At 70.7% G+C, this 13,589-nt stretch carries 12 protein-coding genes; 10 read left to right on the forward strand and 2 right to left on the reverse strand.

What is annotated here, in order from left to right; genetic code table 11:
- Window positions 1-43 precede the first annotated feature (43 nt).
- Window positions 44-574, forward strand: coding sequence for an adenylate kinase (locus ACFYP0_RS29255; protein ID WP_355498799.1), 531 nt, complete (start codon window positions 44-46; stop codon window positions 572-574).
- Between the two features lie 21 nt (window positions 575-595).
- Here ACFYP0_RS29255 and ACFYP0_RS29260 read toward each other — a convergent pair whose 3' ends face one another.
- Window positions 596-1,234 carry a class I SAM-dependent methyltransferase gene (locus tag ACFYP0_RS29260; protein WP_355498802.1) on the reverse strand — a complete coding sequence of 213 codons (639 nt, stop codon included), beginning with the start codon at window positions 1,232-1,234 and terminating at the stop codon, window positions 596-598.
- A gap of 119 nt (window positions 1,235-1,353) precedes the next feature.
- Here ACFYP0_RS29260 and ACFYP0_RS29265 point away from each other — a divergent pair, with 119 nt between their 5' ends.
- Complete coding sequence (locus ACFYP0_RS29265; RefSeq protein WP_355498804.1) at window positions 1,354-2,109, forward strand: SDR family oxidoreductase; 756 nt, start codon at window positions 1,354-1,356, stop codon at window positions 2,107-2,109.
- Window positions 2,110-2,118: 9 nt separating this feature from the next.
- Here the strand turns inward: ACFYP0_RS29265 and ACFYP0_RS29270 are convergent, their stop codons facing one another.
- Window positions 2,119-4,350, reverse strand: coding sequence for a hypothetical protein (locus tag ACFYP0_RS29270; RefSeq protein WP_355498807.1), 2,232 nt, complete (start codon window positions 4,348-4,350; stop codon window positions 2,119-2,121).
- 236 nt (window positions 4,351-4,586) lie between these two features.
- Here ACFYP0_RS29270 and ACFYP0_RS29275 point away from each other — a divergent pair, with 236 nt between their 5' ends.
- The 8 genes from ACFYP0_RS29275 (at window position 4,587) to ACFYP0_RS29310 (ending at window position 13,473) form a co-directional block, all read left to right on the forward strand.
- Window positions 4,587-5,735: an FUSC family protein gene (locus tag ACFYP0_RS29275; protein WP_355498810.1), complete on the forward strand. Its 1,149-nt coding sequence runs from the start codon at window positions 4,587-4,589 to the stop codon at window positions 5,733-5,735.
- A gap of 91 nt (window positions 5,736-5,826) precedes the next feature.
- Window positions 5,827-6,351 carry a hypothetical protein gene (locus tag ACFYP0_RS29280; protein ID WP_355498813.1) on the forward strand — a complete coding sequence of 175 codons (525 nt, stop codon included), beginning with the start codon at window positions 5,827-5,829 and terminating at the stop codon, window positions 6,349-6,351.
- Window positions 6,352-6,423: 72 nt separating this feature from the next.
- Window positions 6,424-7,266: a DUF4097 family beta strand repeat-containing protein gene (locus ACFYP0_RS29285; RefSeq protein WP_124860711.1), complete on the forward strand. Its 843-nt coding sequence runs from the start codon at window positions 6,424-6,426 to the stop codon at window positions 7,264-7,266.
- Window positions 7,267-7,301: 35 nt separating this feature from the next.
- A complete protein-coding gene (locus tag ACFYP0_RS29290) occupies window positions 7,302-8,279 on the forward strand; it encodes an ATP-binding cassette domain-containing protein (RefSeq protein ID WP_356980204.1) in 978 nt (325 codons plus the stop codon).
- Window positions 8,276-9,064 (forward strand): ABC transporter permease, encoded by a 789-nt coding sequence (locus ACFYP0_RS29295; RefSeq protein WP_124860715.1) that lies wholly within the window; start codon window positions 8,276-8,278, stop codon window positions 9,062-9,064. Before ACFYP0_RS29290 ends, ACFYP0_RS29295 begins: the two co-directional genes overlap by 4 nt.
- A 903-nt stretch (window positions 9,065-9,967) precedes the next feature.
- Window positions 9,968-11,650: a ribulokinase gene (gene araB, locus ACFYP0_RS29300; RefSeq protein ID WP_091402164.1), complete on the forward strand. Its 1,683-nt coding sequence runs from the start codon at window positions 9,968-9,970 to the stop codon at window positions 11,648-11,650.
- Complete coding sequence (locus tag ACFYP0_RS29305) at window positions 11,647-12,339, forward strand: L-ribulose-5-phosphate 4-epimerase (protein ID WP_356980202.1); 693 nt, start codon at window positions 11,647-11,649, stop codon at window positions 12,337-12,339. Before araB ends, ACFYP0_RS29305 begins: the two co-directional genes overlap by 4 nt.
- A gap of 129 nt (window positions 12,340-12,468) precedes the next feature.
- Entirely contained in the window at window positions 12,469-13,473 is a 1,005-nt protein-coding gene (locus tag ACFYP0_RS29310; RefSeq protein ID WP_386998297.1) for an ABC transporter substrate-binding protein, read from the forward strand.
- Window positions 13,474-13,589 lie beyond the last annotated feature (116 nt).

Here is a 13,589-nt window from a genome sequence, read left to right on the forward strand (position 1 = left end):
CAGGCACGACAACTGATTTTCCTTCACGACGTACGCTGCCGCGATGAGCGCACCGCGTCGCATCCTGGTCTACGGGGTGTACGGCTCCGGCAAGTCCACCCTCGCGGCGCGGTTGGCCGAACACCTCGGACTGCAGTGGTATCCGGTGGACGACCTGCTCTGGCAACCGGGCTGGGTCGAGGTGCCGGTCGCCCAGCAGCGCAGCCGGATCGAGGAGATCTGCCGGCGGGACCGCTGGATCATCGACGGGGCGTACCACGGCTGGCGGGACGTCCCGATGGCCCGCGCCGACCTGGTCGTCGGCCTGGACTATCCACGATGGCTGTCGTTCGGGCGGTTGCTCCGCCGCACCGTCCGCCGGGTGGTGACCGGCGAGGTGATCTGCAACGGCAACCGTGAGTCGCTGAGCAGTGTGCTGTCCCCGGACTCGATCCTGGTGTGGCACGTCACCGCGTTCGGCCGGGCCCGACGGCGGATGCGGGCCTGGCAGGCCGACCCGTCCGCGCCGCCCGTGGTGTTACTTCGCTCCCCAGCGGAGCTGGACGTCTGGCTGGCCGGGCTGCCCCGCCGGTGAGAGCTGCGATCGACGGCGATGTCAGGCCGGCCTGACCGCGCGGCCGAGGACGCAGGGGGAGGAGGGGCTGTTGCTGGTGGCCGGGAAACGGAACCTGCGCAGCTCCTGCACCTCGAAGCCGGCCGCGCCGATGGCGGCGACGGTGTCGCGGTTGGTGTGGCAGCCGGCGAACAGCTTCGGCCACAGTGTGGCGTCGAGGAGTCGTTGGGCGCGGTGCAGACCGCTGGCCTCCTCGGCGGCCACGTGCTCGAAGAACCGCACCTGGCCTCCGGGGCGCAGTACCCGGCTGATCTCGGCCAACGCGCTCGCCTGATCGGGCACGGTGCACAACACCAACGCGACCACGGCCGCGTCGAACTCGCCGTCTGCGGCGGGCAGCGCCTCGGCCAGACCGTCGACGACCGTGACCGGAACCGGCGCGGTTGACGCGGCGCGCTCGGCAGCGGCACGCAGACGCCGCTCCGGTTCGACAGCGAGGACCTGGGTCACCCCCGGCGGGTAGTGGGCGAACATCCGCCCGTTGCCCGCACCGATCTCGATCACCCGGCCGGACAGGCCGGCGACCAGCTCCCGCCGGAAGGCCGCCGTGCCGGCGCGGTCCATGGCGACGCTGAGCCGCTCGTAGACCCGAGCGAACACCGGGTGGGACACCGTGGCCACGTCGACCTCCTGATCTCCGTCGAACTGTTCTCCGGCGATTGTCCTGCATCCGTGCACGCTTTCCGTCTTACTGGTTGGCAGCACGACCCAACCCAGTGCAGACAGGACGTGGTTCGACCATGAAGATCGTCGTCATCGGGGGCAGCGGCCTCATCGGTTCCAAGCTCGTGGACCGCCTCGGCGCCCAGGGCCACGAGGCGGTGCCGGCATCGCCGAAGACCGGCGTGAACACCCTGACCGGGGAGGGTGTGGCCGACGCGCTCACCGGCGCCGAGGTCGTCGTCGACGTGTCGAACTCGCCGTCGTTCGAGGACGCCGCCGTACTGGAGTTCTTCGAGACCTCGACCCGGACGCTCCTCGCCGCCGCGTCGGACGCCGGGGTGAACCACTACGTGGCGCTCTCCATCGTGGGGTGCGACCGGATCCCGGACAGCGGGTACATGCGCGCGAAGGTAGCCCAGGAGAAGCTCATCGTCGCGTCCGGACTCCCGTACTCGGTGGTGCACGCCACCCAGTTCTTCGAGTTCCTCAAGGGCATCGTCGACACCGCCACGGACGGCGACACCGTGCACCTCGCGCCGGTGCTCATTCAGCCGATGGCCGCGGACGACGTCGCGGCCGCGGTCGCCGAGGTGGCGCTCGGCGCGCCGACGAACTCCGTGGTCGAGGTCGCCGGGCCGGAGCAGTTCCGCCTCGACGAACTGGGCCGATCCCTCCTCGCCGACCAACAGGACCGTCGTTCGGTGGTGGCCGACCCCGACGCCCGGTACTTCGGCGCCAAGCTGGGCGAACGCTCGCTCGTCCCGGCCGACGGTGCCCGCCTCGCCGGCACCGCCCTGGACGACTGGCGTGTCCGGGCGGGCCGGGGACACTGAGCCGGCCCGTCACCTCGGCGTCCGGGGCGGGCCGGCCCGCCCACCAAGTCGCTGCACCAACTCCCGTACCGCCTCGGTGAACGGCTCGTCGGACTCGCTCGGCCAGTGTCCTTGGATGGGTGGGGCGACGCTGTCCCCGGGGGGTGCCACCACGTCACAGGGGTCACGCTGTCGACGATCCACAGCGGCGGCCGGGTCACCGGTGCTGGCCGGCGTGGGTGACGTACGGGGGGAGAAGACCCAGCCGCCGATGGGGTCGGTGTCGCGCCACAGGTTCACCCACCGCCACCCCACCCGCCGGCCGATCTCGTGCAGTGCCGCGTCGTCGACGTACGCGGGGAAGAGTCGTGCGTAGAGGCGGCGCAGCGGGGATCCGTGGGTGAGCAGGGCGACCCGGTCGCCGACCTGCGGTGGCAGTTGGAGCACCGTGGCGGCGAGCAGAACCGAGCCGTGGCTGTGCCCGGTGAGCAGCACCGCGTCGCCGCGCTCGACGAGGTAGGTGATCCGGCGGGCCAGTTCCGGCACCGCCCGCTCGGAGTAGCAGGGCGGTGAGAACGGGTGGGCGGCCCGCGGCCAGAAGGTGCCGAGGTCCCAGAGGACGCCGATGTGTCGGCGGTACGGCTCGGTCCGGTACGCGAAGATGCCGCCGATGATCAGCCCGAGAATGATCGCCGCGATCACCCAACTACCGAAAGCGATGCCGAACGTGACAGCGTCCGCCGGCAATCCCACGTTCCGCTCGATCACGTCGCTCGGGAACTGCCCCAGCAGGCCGATGGTGGTGGTGGCAGTGGCGAGCCCGGCGAGGCAGCCGTACAGCACGGCCAGCGGCACCAGCTTCTCGGTGAAGCGAGCCCGAGCTATCGCGTCCCGGACCTGCCGCAGTCGGGGCCCTGCCTCGGCCGGTGGGTTCGGAAAGTCCCGCGCGACGATCGTCGCACCGGCTCGACGACGACCCCGGCGGGAGAGCAGGACGACGAGCCCAGCGATGATCACCGTGACCAGCAACGCCCGGAGAAAGCCGTAGATCGCCCAGGTGTAGGCCCGGGGCGGGCCGGAGGCGATGCCCTCTCCGGTCGGCACGTCGCGGTCCAGGAAGTCCGCCACCCGGTAGACCAGTTCGGCGGAGTACGCCACCGCCATGCTGATCCCGGTGGCGGCGACCACGAGAGGGCCCAGCCCGAACATCGGGGTGGCTCCCCGCTCCCGGCGGCGGTGCCGGAGCAGCACCACGCCCAGGACGGCCAACAGCGTGGTCTGAGTCACGAACAGACCGGCCAGGGTCGGGTCGTAGCCGGGGAGCCCGCGCTCCTGCGGCCACGGCTCCGAGTTGATCAGCACGTGTGCCACCACGACAACGGTCAGGACGATGGCAGCGGTCCGGAGGGTGCGGGTGACCCGGTCGAGCCGCTGGTCGCCGGGGGCCCGGTCCATCAACGGCGGTGTGCAGAGCAGCCCCACGCAGCCCGTCAGGAGCACCCCCGTGACCGCCGTCAGCGCGATAGTGGCCGGCGAGGCGTCACCGGCGCCTCGGGCCAGCAGCAGGACGAGGTCCAGCGTCGCGAAGGCCGCAGCGACGTGGACGGCGCGCAGCCGACCTACGAGCGGTTCGGCGTCCCACTGGCCGACGGTGCCGAGCCGAGACGGGGAGCTGCCCTGATCCGGTGCCCGAAACGCCTCGAAGGACCGCCCCGGACGGCAGCTGACCTGCCAGACCAGGCCGATCGCGGCGGCCGGGACCAGCGCGAGCACCGCCAGCCGCAGTCCGACCGGCCGTCCACCCAACCAGGACAACCAACTGCGTCCGGACAGGCAGTCCGGCGAGGCCAGGCACCTCCAACCGACGAGGTCCAGGGCGACGCCGGCGATGGCGAGTACGTACAACACGGTGAGGGTGAGCGCCAGCAGGCGGCACAGGGACTTGACCGTCGCCTCGGAACTCGGGTTCGCCGGGCGCATCCAGATCGCGACGTTGACCAGCATGAAGGGAAGCAGGAAAACCACCGCCAGGGTGCGGGCCACGGTCCCGGAGGGCAGGTCACCCCAGCGGTACGCCTCAAGCGTCACCCCGTGCGCGCCGGTGCTGTCCGAATACCGGGGGCGCGGCCGGTAGAACCCGCCACTGCGGTCGCCAGCGACCTGCCCGGTCTGTTGCAGGTCCAGCACCTGTGCGGCGCTCGCGCCGGAGACTCCGTGCACCCGTAGCTCCACGACGTCGCCGGAGTCGTCCGGCCCGCTCAACCGCGCTGATCCATCCGACGTTCCCCCGAGCGTCTCGCAGCCCTTGTCCCGCGACCCGGCCCGACGTCACGTCCCGGGCCGCCGACCGCGGTGGCGGCAGGGCCGGGTCTACCCGATCCGGACGCCCCCAATCTCCGCCGGCCGGGGTGCTACCGCCCAGGCCGGGCGTGACCGGCGGTCACCGGCCGGGCCGTGCCGGCGAGGATTGATCCGGTCGTGGCGGGGTAGGTGCCGCCATGGTCGCTGCCGGTCGGCGCGGAGCGGACTCGGGCCCGTCGACCGTCGCCCGGTGGTGGGACCGCTTGGTGGCCGCGTTGCGCGACCGGGTCCGTCGGGTACGAACCATCGGTGGCCTCGCCCTACAGGCCGGCCTGGCCGCGGCGCTGTCCTGGTTGGTGGCGCATTCGCTGCTGCAGGTGTCGCAGCCGGTCTTCGCGCCGATCTCCGCCGTCTCGACGCTCGCCGCGTCGGTCGGCCAGCGGTTGCGTCGCACCGTCGAGCTGATCATCGGTGTCACCGTCGGAGTGCTGATCGGCGACCTGCTCCTCCTGGTGATCGGCACCGGGTGGTGGCAGCTCGCCCTGATCGTCGTGTTGGCGATCGTCGTCGCGCTCTTCCTCGCGGGCAGCGCGGCGGTGGTGATCCAGGCGGGGGCGACGGCGGTGCTCATCGCCACGCTCAGCCCAACCGTCCGGGATCTTGAGATCCCCCGCTTCGTGGACGCGCTCGTCGGGGGAGGGGTGGCCCTGCTGGTCACCGCCGTGTTGCTGCCGCTGAACCCGCTGCGGGTGCTCAACCGGGCTGCGCGGCCGGCGTTGGATCTCCTCGCGACCCAGCTCGACGCCACCGCCGAGGCGCTGGCTGAGCGGGATGCCGCTCGGGCCCGTACCGCCCGAGGTGAGCTGCGGCAGAGCGCGGGCCGGTTGAACGCGTTCGTTGAGGCGACCCAGGGCGCCCGGGAAGCGAGCACCCTGTCACCGGTGTACTGGCATCAACGGCACGGGCCGGTGGGCCGCTACGCGCAGGCGGCGGAGCCGATCGACCGGGCGATGCGCAACAGCGGCACCCTGATCCGACGATCGGTGACGCTCATCGAGGACGGCGAGCCGGTGCCGGAGTCGCTGCCGACGGCGGTGGCCGATCTCGCCGAGGCGGTCCGCCTGCTCAAGCGGCAGTTCGCCGCAGGCGCCGAGCCGAACCGAGCCCGGGAGCAGGCGCTACGAGCGGTCCGGACGGCCGGGCACGCCTATCGGGACGGCGTTGGCTTCTCCGGTGCGGTGGTGGTGGCACAGGTCCGGACGACCGTCAGTGACCTTCTGGTCGCCTCCGGCCTGAGTCAGGAGGACGCGAATCACCTGGTCCGGAGGCTCTTCGGCGACCTCTGAGAGCCAGGTGACCGCCGGTGGAGCCAAGCGGCGGCATCTTTCTGAGCCATAGCTGTTGCATGCTGAGCCAAAGTGGTGCCATGATGGTGCCATGGAGCTGAGGTCATACGTCGAGAACCTGCGAAACGAGTTCGCCGTGGCCGCGGAGGGCGTGGACCCGGAGGCCCGGGCGCTGGCCGAACGACTCTTCGCGCAGTTGGAGGCGGCCACCCGTCTCACGCTGCTCGAAGCGCTGTCCGACGCGGCCGACGAGATCACCCGCGACCTCGCGCCGGGCTCGGTGCACGTTCGGTTGCGCGGGCGCGAGCCCGACTTCGTGGTGACGCCGGCCAGCCCGCCGGGCGAGGTGGCGAGCGAGCCCAGTGGCCCGCCACCGCTGTCGGTGCCGGTGTCCGCGCCCGAGGGTGACGAGGGCGGCACCTCACGGATCAACCTGCGGCTGCCCGACCACCTCAAGGCCAGCGTCGAGGAGGCCGCCGGGCGCGCCGGGCTCTCCGTCAACGCCTGGTTGGTGCGCGCCGTCGCCGGTGCCGTCGGTGGGGGCGAGGCGGAGCGTCGTCCGCCCCGCCGTCCGGAGCCGCGCTCCGGCCAACATTTCACCGGCTGGGCCCGCTAATCCCCTCGTACCCCACCTCATCACGCCGCTGACCAGCGGCGACCTCCGCCGACCACCTTTCGGGAGACCACCATGCCTGTTTTCGACACGCCAGAAGCGATTTCCGCCCGGATCGAGATTCCGGTCGGGGACGTCTGGATCGCGGCCAGCGACCGCACCGACACGGTGGTGACGGTGCGGCCCCGCGACCCGTCCAGCAAGGCCGACCTGAGTGCCGCCGAGCAGACCACAGTCGAGTACGCCGCCGGACAACTGGTGGTCAGGGTGCCGAAGAGCTGGCGTCGCTACGGGTTCGGTGCCGGGCCGTCGGTCGACGTCCTGATCGAGCTGCCGACCGGATCGGGCGTACAGGCCGAGTCGTCGTGGGCGGCGTTCCGCTGCGAGGGTCGGCTCGGCGAGTGCCGCATCAAGACCGGTGGCAACATCCGGCTCGACGAGACCGGGCCGTTGGACATCGACTCCAGTCACGGCGAGGTCGCGGCCGAGCGAGTCCTCGGCTCCGCCCGGGTGAAGGTGTCGTCCGGCAAGGTGCGTCTCGGAGTCGTCGACGGCAGCGCCGAGATCAAGAACTCCTCCGGTGACTGCTGGATCGGTAGCGGCGGCGGCGCCGTCCGGATCAACACGGCCTACGGCGACGTCACAGTGGACACCTCGCTGGCCTCGGTGACGGCCCGTACCGCCTACGGCAACCTCCGGCTGGGCGAGGTCGTCCGGGGAGTTGTCGAGTTGCAGACCTCCTACGGCGCGATCGAGGTCGGCATCCGTCGCGGGACGGCCGCCTGGCTGGACGTCAGTTCCAAGCACGGCCGTGTGCACAACGCGCTGGAGTCGACCGACAGCCCGGCGCAGACCGACGAGACGGTCGAGGTCCGGGCGAACACCTCCTTCGGCGACATCATGATCCGCCGCGCCTGACCCACCGCCTTCCGCCGACCACAAATGAGGAGATCATGACCAGCTCCATGAACCCCGCGATCGTCGCCACCGACCTGCGCAAGTCCTACGGCGACAAGGTCGTGCTGAACGGCATCGACCTGATGATCACCGAGGGCACCATCTTCGCGTTGCTCGGTCCGAACGGCGCCGGCAAGACCACCACCGTGCAGATCCTCTCCACCCTGATCGACGCCGACGGCGGCAACGCCCGCGTCTTCGGCCACGACCTGACCCGGGAACCCGACGCGGTACGCGCGCTGATCGGCGTCACCGGCCAGTTCTCCGCCGTCGACAACCTGCTCACCGGTCGGGAGAACCTGATCCTGATGGCCGACCTGTGCCACCTGGACAGGGCCGCCGGTCGACGGCGGATCGCCGACCTGCTCGACCAGTTCGACCTGACCGAGGCGGCGGGCAAGCCGGTGTCGACGTACTCCGGCGGCATGCGCCGACGGCTCGACCTCGCGATGACCCTGGTCGGCGAGCCCCGCGTCATCTTCCTCGACGAGCCGACCACCGGCCTCGACCCGCGCAGTCGCCGGGCCATGTGGCACATCATCCGTGCGCTCGCCGCCGAGGGCGTGACCATCCTGCTCACCACGCAGTACCTGGAGGAGGCCGACCAGCTCGCCGACCGGGTGGCGTTCCTCGACCACGGCCGACTGATCGCCGAGGGCACGCCGCGCGAACTCAAGCGGCTCATCCCGGGCGGCCACGTCGTGTTGCAGTTCGCCGACCAGGAGGGGCTCGACTCGGCGGCCCGAACGTTCGACGCCGCCACCCGGGACGACGCGGCCCTCACCCTCCAGGTGCCGAGTGACGGCGGGGTCGGCTCGCTGCGAGCCCTGCTCGACCAGCTCGACAGCGCCTCGATCAGCGTGGCGGGGCTCTCCGTGCACACCCCCGACCTCGACGACGTCTTCCTCACCCTCACCGGTCAGCCCGACACCCGGGCCGGCCGACCCGACCACGAAAGGGCTCCCGCGCGATGAGCACCCTCTCCCTCGCCGTCCGCGACTCGAGCACCATGCTGCGGCGAAACCTGCTGCACATGCGGCGGTACCCGTCGATGACGTTCCTGCTCATGGGCATCCCGATCATCATCCTGCTGCTCTTCGTCTACGTCTTCGGCGGCACGCTCGGCGCCGGTCTGGGCCCGTCCGGCGACCGCTCCCAGTACGCCAACTACGTCACCCCCGGCATCTTGCTCATCACAGTGGTCAGCGCCGCGCAGGGCACCGCCATCTCGGTCGCGATGGACATGACCGAGGGGATCATCGCCCGGTTCCGCACAATGTCGATCTTCCGACCGTCGGTCCTGACGGGTCACGTACTGGGCAGCCTGGTGCAGACCATGCTCAGCCTCGCGGCCGTCACCGTCGTGGCGCTGCTGGTCGGGTTCCGGCCCACCGCCAACCCGGTCGAATGGCTCGCCGCGATCGGCGTACTCGCCATGATCACCTTTGCGCTCACCTGGCTGTCCGTCGCCCTCGGCCTGGTCAGTGACAGCGTCGAGACGGCCAGCAACCTGCCCATGCCGCTGATCCTCCTGCCGTTCCTCGGCAGCGGGTTCGTTCCCACCGACTCCATGCCGACCGCGGTGCGGTGGTTCGCGGACTACCAGCCCTTCACACCCGTCATGGAGACCCTCCGCGGCCTGCTCCTGGGTACCGGGATCGGCGCCAACGGGATCATCGCGGTCGTCTGGTGCGCCGTCATCACCGTGGGCTGCTTCCTCTGGGCCAAGGCCCTGTACAACCGCAACCGGACGGCCTGATCCGTCCGGCGCGTTCGGTCCCGCCAACGCAACGGAGAGCCGGCGGCTCGGCCCACAGGGGTCGGGCCGCCGGCTCGTGGCGTAGTGCGACCGACGGGTCGGCGGCGCGAGTGCGCGATCGGGCGGCGAGTCGGCGGCGCGAGTGCGCGATCGGGCGGCGAGTCGGCGGCGCGAGTGCGTGCTCGACCGGCGGGCCGGCGGCGCGAGTGCGTGCTCGACCGGCGGGCCGGCGGCGCGAGTGCGTGATCGACCGGCGGGCCGGCGGCGCGAGTGCGTGCTCGACCGGCGGGCCGGCGGCGCGAGTGCGTGATCGACTCGGCTTTCGTGAAGTCGGCCGATTACGCCGCCGCGGACCCAGCGACTTCAAGGAGCGCGAGTGGATCTTGCTTTCCGAGACGCCGCCCGACGCGGCGTTGGGCGCGGGCGTCGACCGGGTGCGCGGGCACACCGAGACGTTGAATGTTATCGATAACACAGGCATGCCGTCCGGCTTTGCGGTGGGTGGGTCGCCCTCCGGAGCGCTCAGCCATGAGCCGCGTGGTCGTCGATGGCTGTCGAGCGGACCCGGGCACGCGACCGCGACACCTTGGGAATGTTATCGCTGCCATCACCGGCGGGGGAGAAGTGGTCGCTATCGGACGGCGACGCCGCGGTATGCGGCGCACTGGACCTGTCGCGCCGCCTGTCGACGGGTCTCCGGGTGGCACCCGTACCGGACCCAGGCCCCATTCGTCGGATGGTTGCCGCAGTTGGGGGTGGAATCTAGGGGTTTATGCCGGTCCGCTATCTACCCTCCCGAGTCGGTCCGCCTTCCGCGTTCCGTTACGGAGCTGTTGCGGGTAGATGTCTTGACGAGCCTGGATGTGAGCGTTAACACTATCCCCGTTAACGGTGGAGGTGAACATGAACCGTGTGGACGGAGCTGACGACCGCTACGTCGTCGGTGTCGACTACGGCACCCTGTCCGGGCGAGCTCTGGTGGTCCGTGTCGGCGACGGTGCCGAGTTGGGGACCGCAGTGCACGAGTACGGCGATGGCGTGATCAGCACGGCGCTTCCGGGAGGTCGAACGCTGCCCCCGGACTGGGCCCTGCAGAACCCACAGGACTACCGCGACGTTCTGCGGTACGCCGTCCCGGCGGCGGTGTCCGCCGCGGGGGTGGACCCGGCGGCGGTGGTCGGCATCGGCATCGACTTCACCGCCTGCACCGTGCTGCCGACGCTCGCCGACGGCACCCCGCTGTGCGAGACGCCCGAGTTGCGCGACCGACCGCACGCCTGGGTCAAGCTGTGGAAGCACCACGCCGCGCAGCCGCACGCCGACCGGATCAACGCGCTGGCCCATGAGCGGGCCGAGCCGTGGATCGGCCGGTACGGCGGCAAGATCTCCGCCGAGTGGCAGTACGCCAAGGGTCTGCAGATCCTGGAGGAGGACCCGGAGGTCTACGACCGGGCCGAGCGCTTCATCGAGGCGGCCGACTGGATCGTCTGGCAGCTCTGCGGCACCGAGACCCGTAACGTCTGCACGGCCGGATACAAGGGCATCCTGCAGGACGGTCACTACCCCTCCGAGGGCTTCCTGACCGCGCTCAACCCCAACTTCGGCGACTTCGTGGCCAAGCTGGACGGTCCGCTGCTGCCCCTCGGCGCCCGGGCCGGTTCGCTCACCGCCCAGGCCGCCGCCTGGACCGGCCTGCCGGAGGGGATCGCGGTGGCCGTCGGCAACGTCGACGCGCACGTCACCGCGGCGTCCGCGCAGGCGGTGCAGCCCGGTCGGCTGGTCGCCATCATGGGCACCTCGACCTGCCACGTCGTCAACGGCGCGGAGGTCGCCGAGGTGGCTGGCATGTGCGGTGTGGTGGACGGCGGCATCAGCCCCGGCGCGTGGGGTTACGAGGCCGGGCAGAGCGGTGTCGGCGACATCTTCGGCTGGTTCGTCGAGCATGCCGCCCCGGCCGGCGTCGACTCGCACGAACGCCTCACCGAGCTGGCCGCGAGTCAGCCCGTCGGCGGGCACGGCCTGATCGCGCTGGACTGGTGGAACGGCAACCGTTCCCTGCTGGTCAACCACGACCTCAGCGGGATGATCGTCGGCATGACCCTGGCCACCCGGCCGGCGGACATCTACCGGGCCCTACTGGAGTCCACCGCGTACGGCACCCGGATGATCATCGAGGCGTTCGTCGACGCCGGAGTCCCGGTGAACGACCTGGTGATCGCCGGTGGTCTGACCAACAACGCGCTGCTGATGCAGATCTACGCCGACGTCACCAGGCGACCGCTGAACATCATCGCCTCGGCGCAGGGGCCGGCGCTGGGCTCGGCGATCCACGCCGCCGTCGCCGCCGGCGAGTTCCCCTCGATCCACGAGGCGTCGCAGGCGATGGGTCGGGTGCACGAGGCCGTCTACCGTCCGGACCCCGAGCGGGCCCGCGCCTACGACGCCCTCTACGCCGAGTACCGGGCGCTGCACGACCACTTCGGACGTGGCGGCAACGACGTCATGCTCCGCCTGCGGGCGATCCGCAACGCGGCGGTCGAGACCGCCGCGACCACCCACGAGGCCCCGCTGGAGGTGGTGGCGTGAACGCCGAGGTGACCCGACAGATCGCCGAGCTGCGCGAGACCGTCGCCCGCCTGCACGCCGAGCTGACCCGGTACAACCTGGTCGCCTGGACGTCCGGCAACGTCTCCGCGCGGGTCCCCGGCCAGGACCTGATGGTGATCAAGCCGAGTGGGGTGAGCTACGACGACCTCACCGCGGCCACGATGGTGGTGTGCGACCTCGACGGCGTTCTCGTCGAGGGCGACTTCGCCCCGTCCAGCGACACTGCCGCCCACGCCTACGTCTACCGGGCCATGCCCGAGGTCGGTGGGGTCGTGCACACGCACAGCTCGTACGCGACCGCCTGGGCCGCGTGTGGGGAGTCGATTCCCTGCCACCTCACCGCCCAGGCCGACGAGTTCGGTGGGGAGATCCCGATCGGCCCGTTCGCGCTGATCGGCGGTGACGACATCGGCAAGGGCATCGTCGCCACGCTCGCCGGGCACCGCTCGCCCGCGGTGCTGATGCGCAACCACGGCGTGTTCACCATCGGCCGCGACGCCCGCGCGGCGGTCAAGGCGGCGGTCATGTGCGAGGACGTGGCCCGTACCGCGCACCTCGCCCACACCCTTGGGCAGCCGATCCCGATGGCCCAGGCAGACATCGATGCTCTTTATGACCGTTACCAGAACGTCTACGGTCAACAACCAGTCGCACCGGCGGGTTCCTGACCCCTGCACCGATCATCCGGGACCCGTCGGTCTGCACCACGACGCACCAGCACGCACCACCCGCGTACGCCGCTTCTCGCACCTCGGCGGTTGGCGCGGTTACCCACCACATCCAGCCAAGGAGATTCGATGGGAAAGATGCGAACGCAGTCCGTTCGGTGGCGCGCTGCCGCGGTCCTCGCCAGCGTGCTGCTGGTCGGCGGCGTGGCGGCCTGCGGCAACAGCGACACCGGCGGCGGCGGCACCAAGGACGACGGCAAGATCACGATGGGCTTCTCCCAGGTCGGTGCGGAGAGCGGCTGGCGTACCGCGAACACCATCTCGATCAAGGAGGCCGCCACGGCGGCCGGGATCGAGCTGAAGTTCGACGACGCGCAGCAGAAGCAGGAAAACCAGATCAAGGCGATCCGCAACTACATCCAGCAGAAGGTCGACGTGATCGCCTTCTCGCCGGTGGTGGAGTCCGGGTGGGACACCGTGCTCAAGGAGGCGAAGGACGCCGGCATCCCGGTCATCCTGACCGACCGCTCGGTGGACTCGGCCGACAAGTCGCTGTACAAGACCTTCCTCGGCTCGGACTTCGTCAAGGAGGGCAAGCTCGCGGGTGAGTGGCTGGTCGAGCAGAAGAAGACCGCCTCGGGTCCGGTGAACATCGTCGAGCTGCAGGGCAGCACCGGCGCGGCACCGGCCAACGACCGCAAGAAGGGCTTCGCCGAGGCGATCGCCGCCAACCCGAACCTGAAGGTCATCGCCTCCCAGACGGGAGACTTCACCCGGGCCGGCGGCAAGCAGGTCATGGAGCAGTTCCTCAAGGCCAACCCGAAGATCGACGTGCTGTTCGCGCACAACGACGACATGGGCCTGGGCGCTCTCGAGGCGATCACCGCCGCCGGCAAGGTGCCGGGCAAGGACATCACCATCATCACGATCGACGCCGTCAAGGACGGTATGCAGGCTCTCGCCGACGGGAAGTTCAACTTCATCGCGGAGTGCAGCCCGCTGCTCGGCCCGCAGCTGATGGACCTGGCCAAGAAGGTCAAGGACGGCCAGGAGGTGCCTGCTCGGATCGAGACGCAGGAGACCACCTTCACGTCCGAGCAGGCCAAGGAAGCTCTGCCCAACCGCAAGTACTGATCGACGACGGGGTCGCCGCGTTCGCGTGGCGGCCCCGCCGCGTCGCTTTCCTACCTGAAACGGACCGGGCTTGGCCCGCGACGACCTCCGAACCACGCCCGCCCGAGCGGCCCCCC

Origin of the sequence: Micromonospora arida (assembly GCF_042873195.1) — a bacterium.
GTDB classification, from domain to species: Bacteria; Actinomycetota; Actinomycetes; order Mycobacteriales; family Micromonosporaceae; genus Micromonospora; species Micromonospora arida.

Excerpts from the sequence above, each read along its gene's own strand:
- ACFYP0_RS29280 (WP_355498813.1), top strand. The coding sequence starts at position 5,827 with ATGGAGCTGAGGTCATACGTCGAGAACCTGCGAAACGAGTTCGCCGTG.
- ACFYP0_RS29275 (WP_355498810.1), top strand. The coding sequence starts at position 4,587 with ATGGTCGCTGCCGGTCGGCGCGGAGCGGACTCGGGCCCGTCGACCGTC.
- ACFYP0_RS29285 (WP_124860711.1), top strand. The coding sequence starts at position 6,424 with ATGCCTGTTTTCGACACGCCAGAAGCGATTTCCGCCCGGATCGAGATT.
- ACFYP0_RS29310 (WP_386998297.1), top strand. The coding sequence starts at position 12,469 with ATGGGAAAGATGCGAACGCAGTCCGTTCGGTGGCGCGCTGCCGCGGTC.
- ACFYP0_RS29265 (WP_355498804.1), top strand. The coding sequence starts at position 1,354 with ATGAAGATCGTCGTCATCGGGGGCAGCGGCCTCATCGGTTCCAAGCTC.
- ACFYP0_RS29290 (WP_356980204.1), top strand. The coding sequence starts at position 7,302 with ATGACCAGCTCCATGAACCCCGCGATCGTCGCCACCGACCTGCGCAAG.
- ACFYP0_RS29255 (WP_355498799.1), top strand. The coding sequence starts at position 44 with ATGAGCGCACCGCGTCGCATCCTGGTCTACGGGGTGTACGGCTCCGGC.
- ACFYP0_RS29295 (WP_124860715.1), top strand. The coding sequence starts at position 8,276 with ATGAGCACCCTCTCCCTCGCCGTCCGCGACTCGAGCACCATGCTGCGG.
- araB (WP_091402164.1), top strand. The coding sequence starts at position 9,968 with ATGAACCGTGTGGACGGAGCTGACGACCGCTACGTCGTCGGTGTCGAC.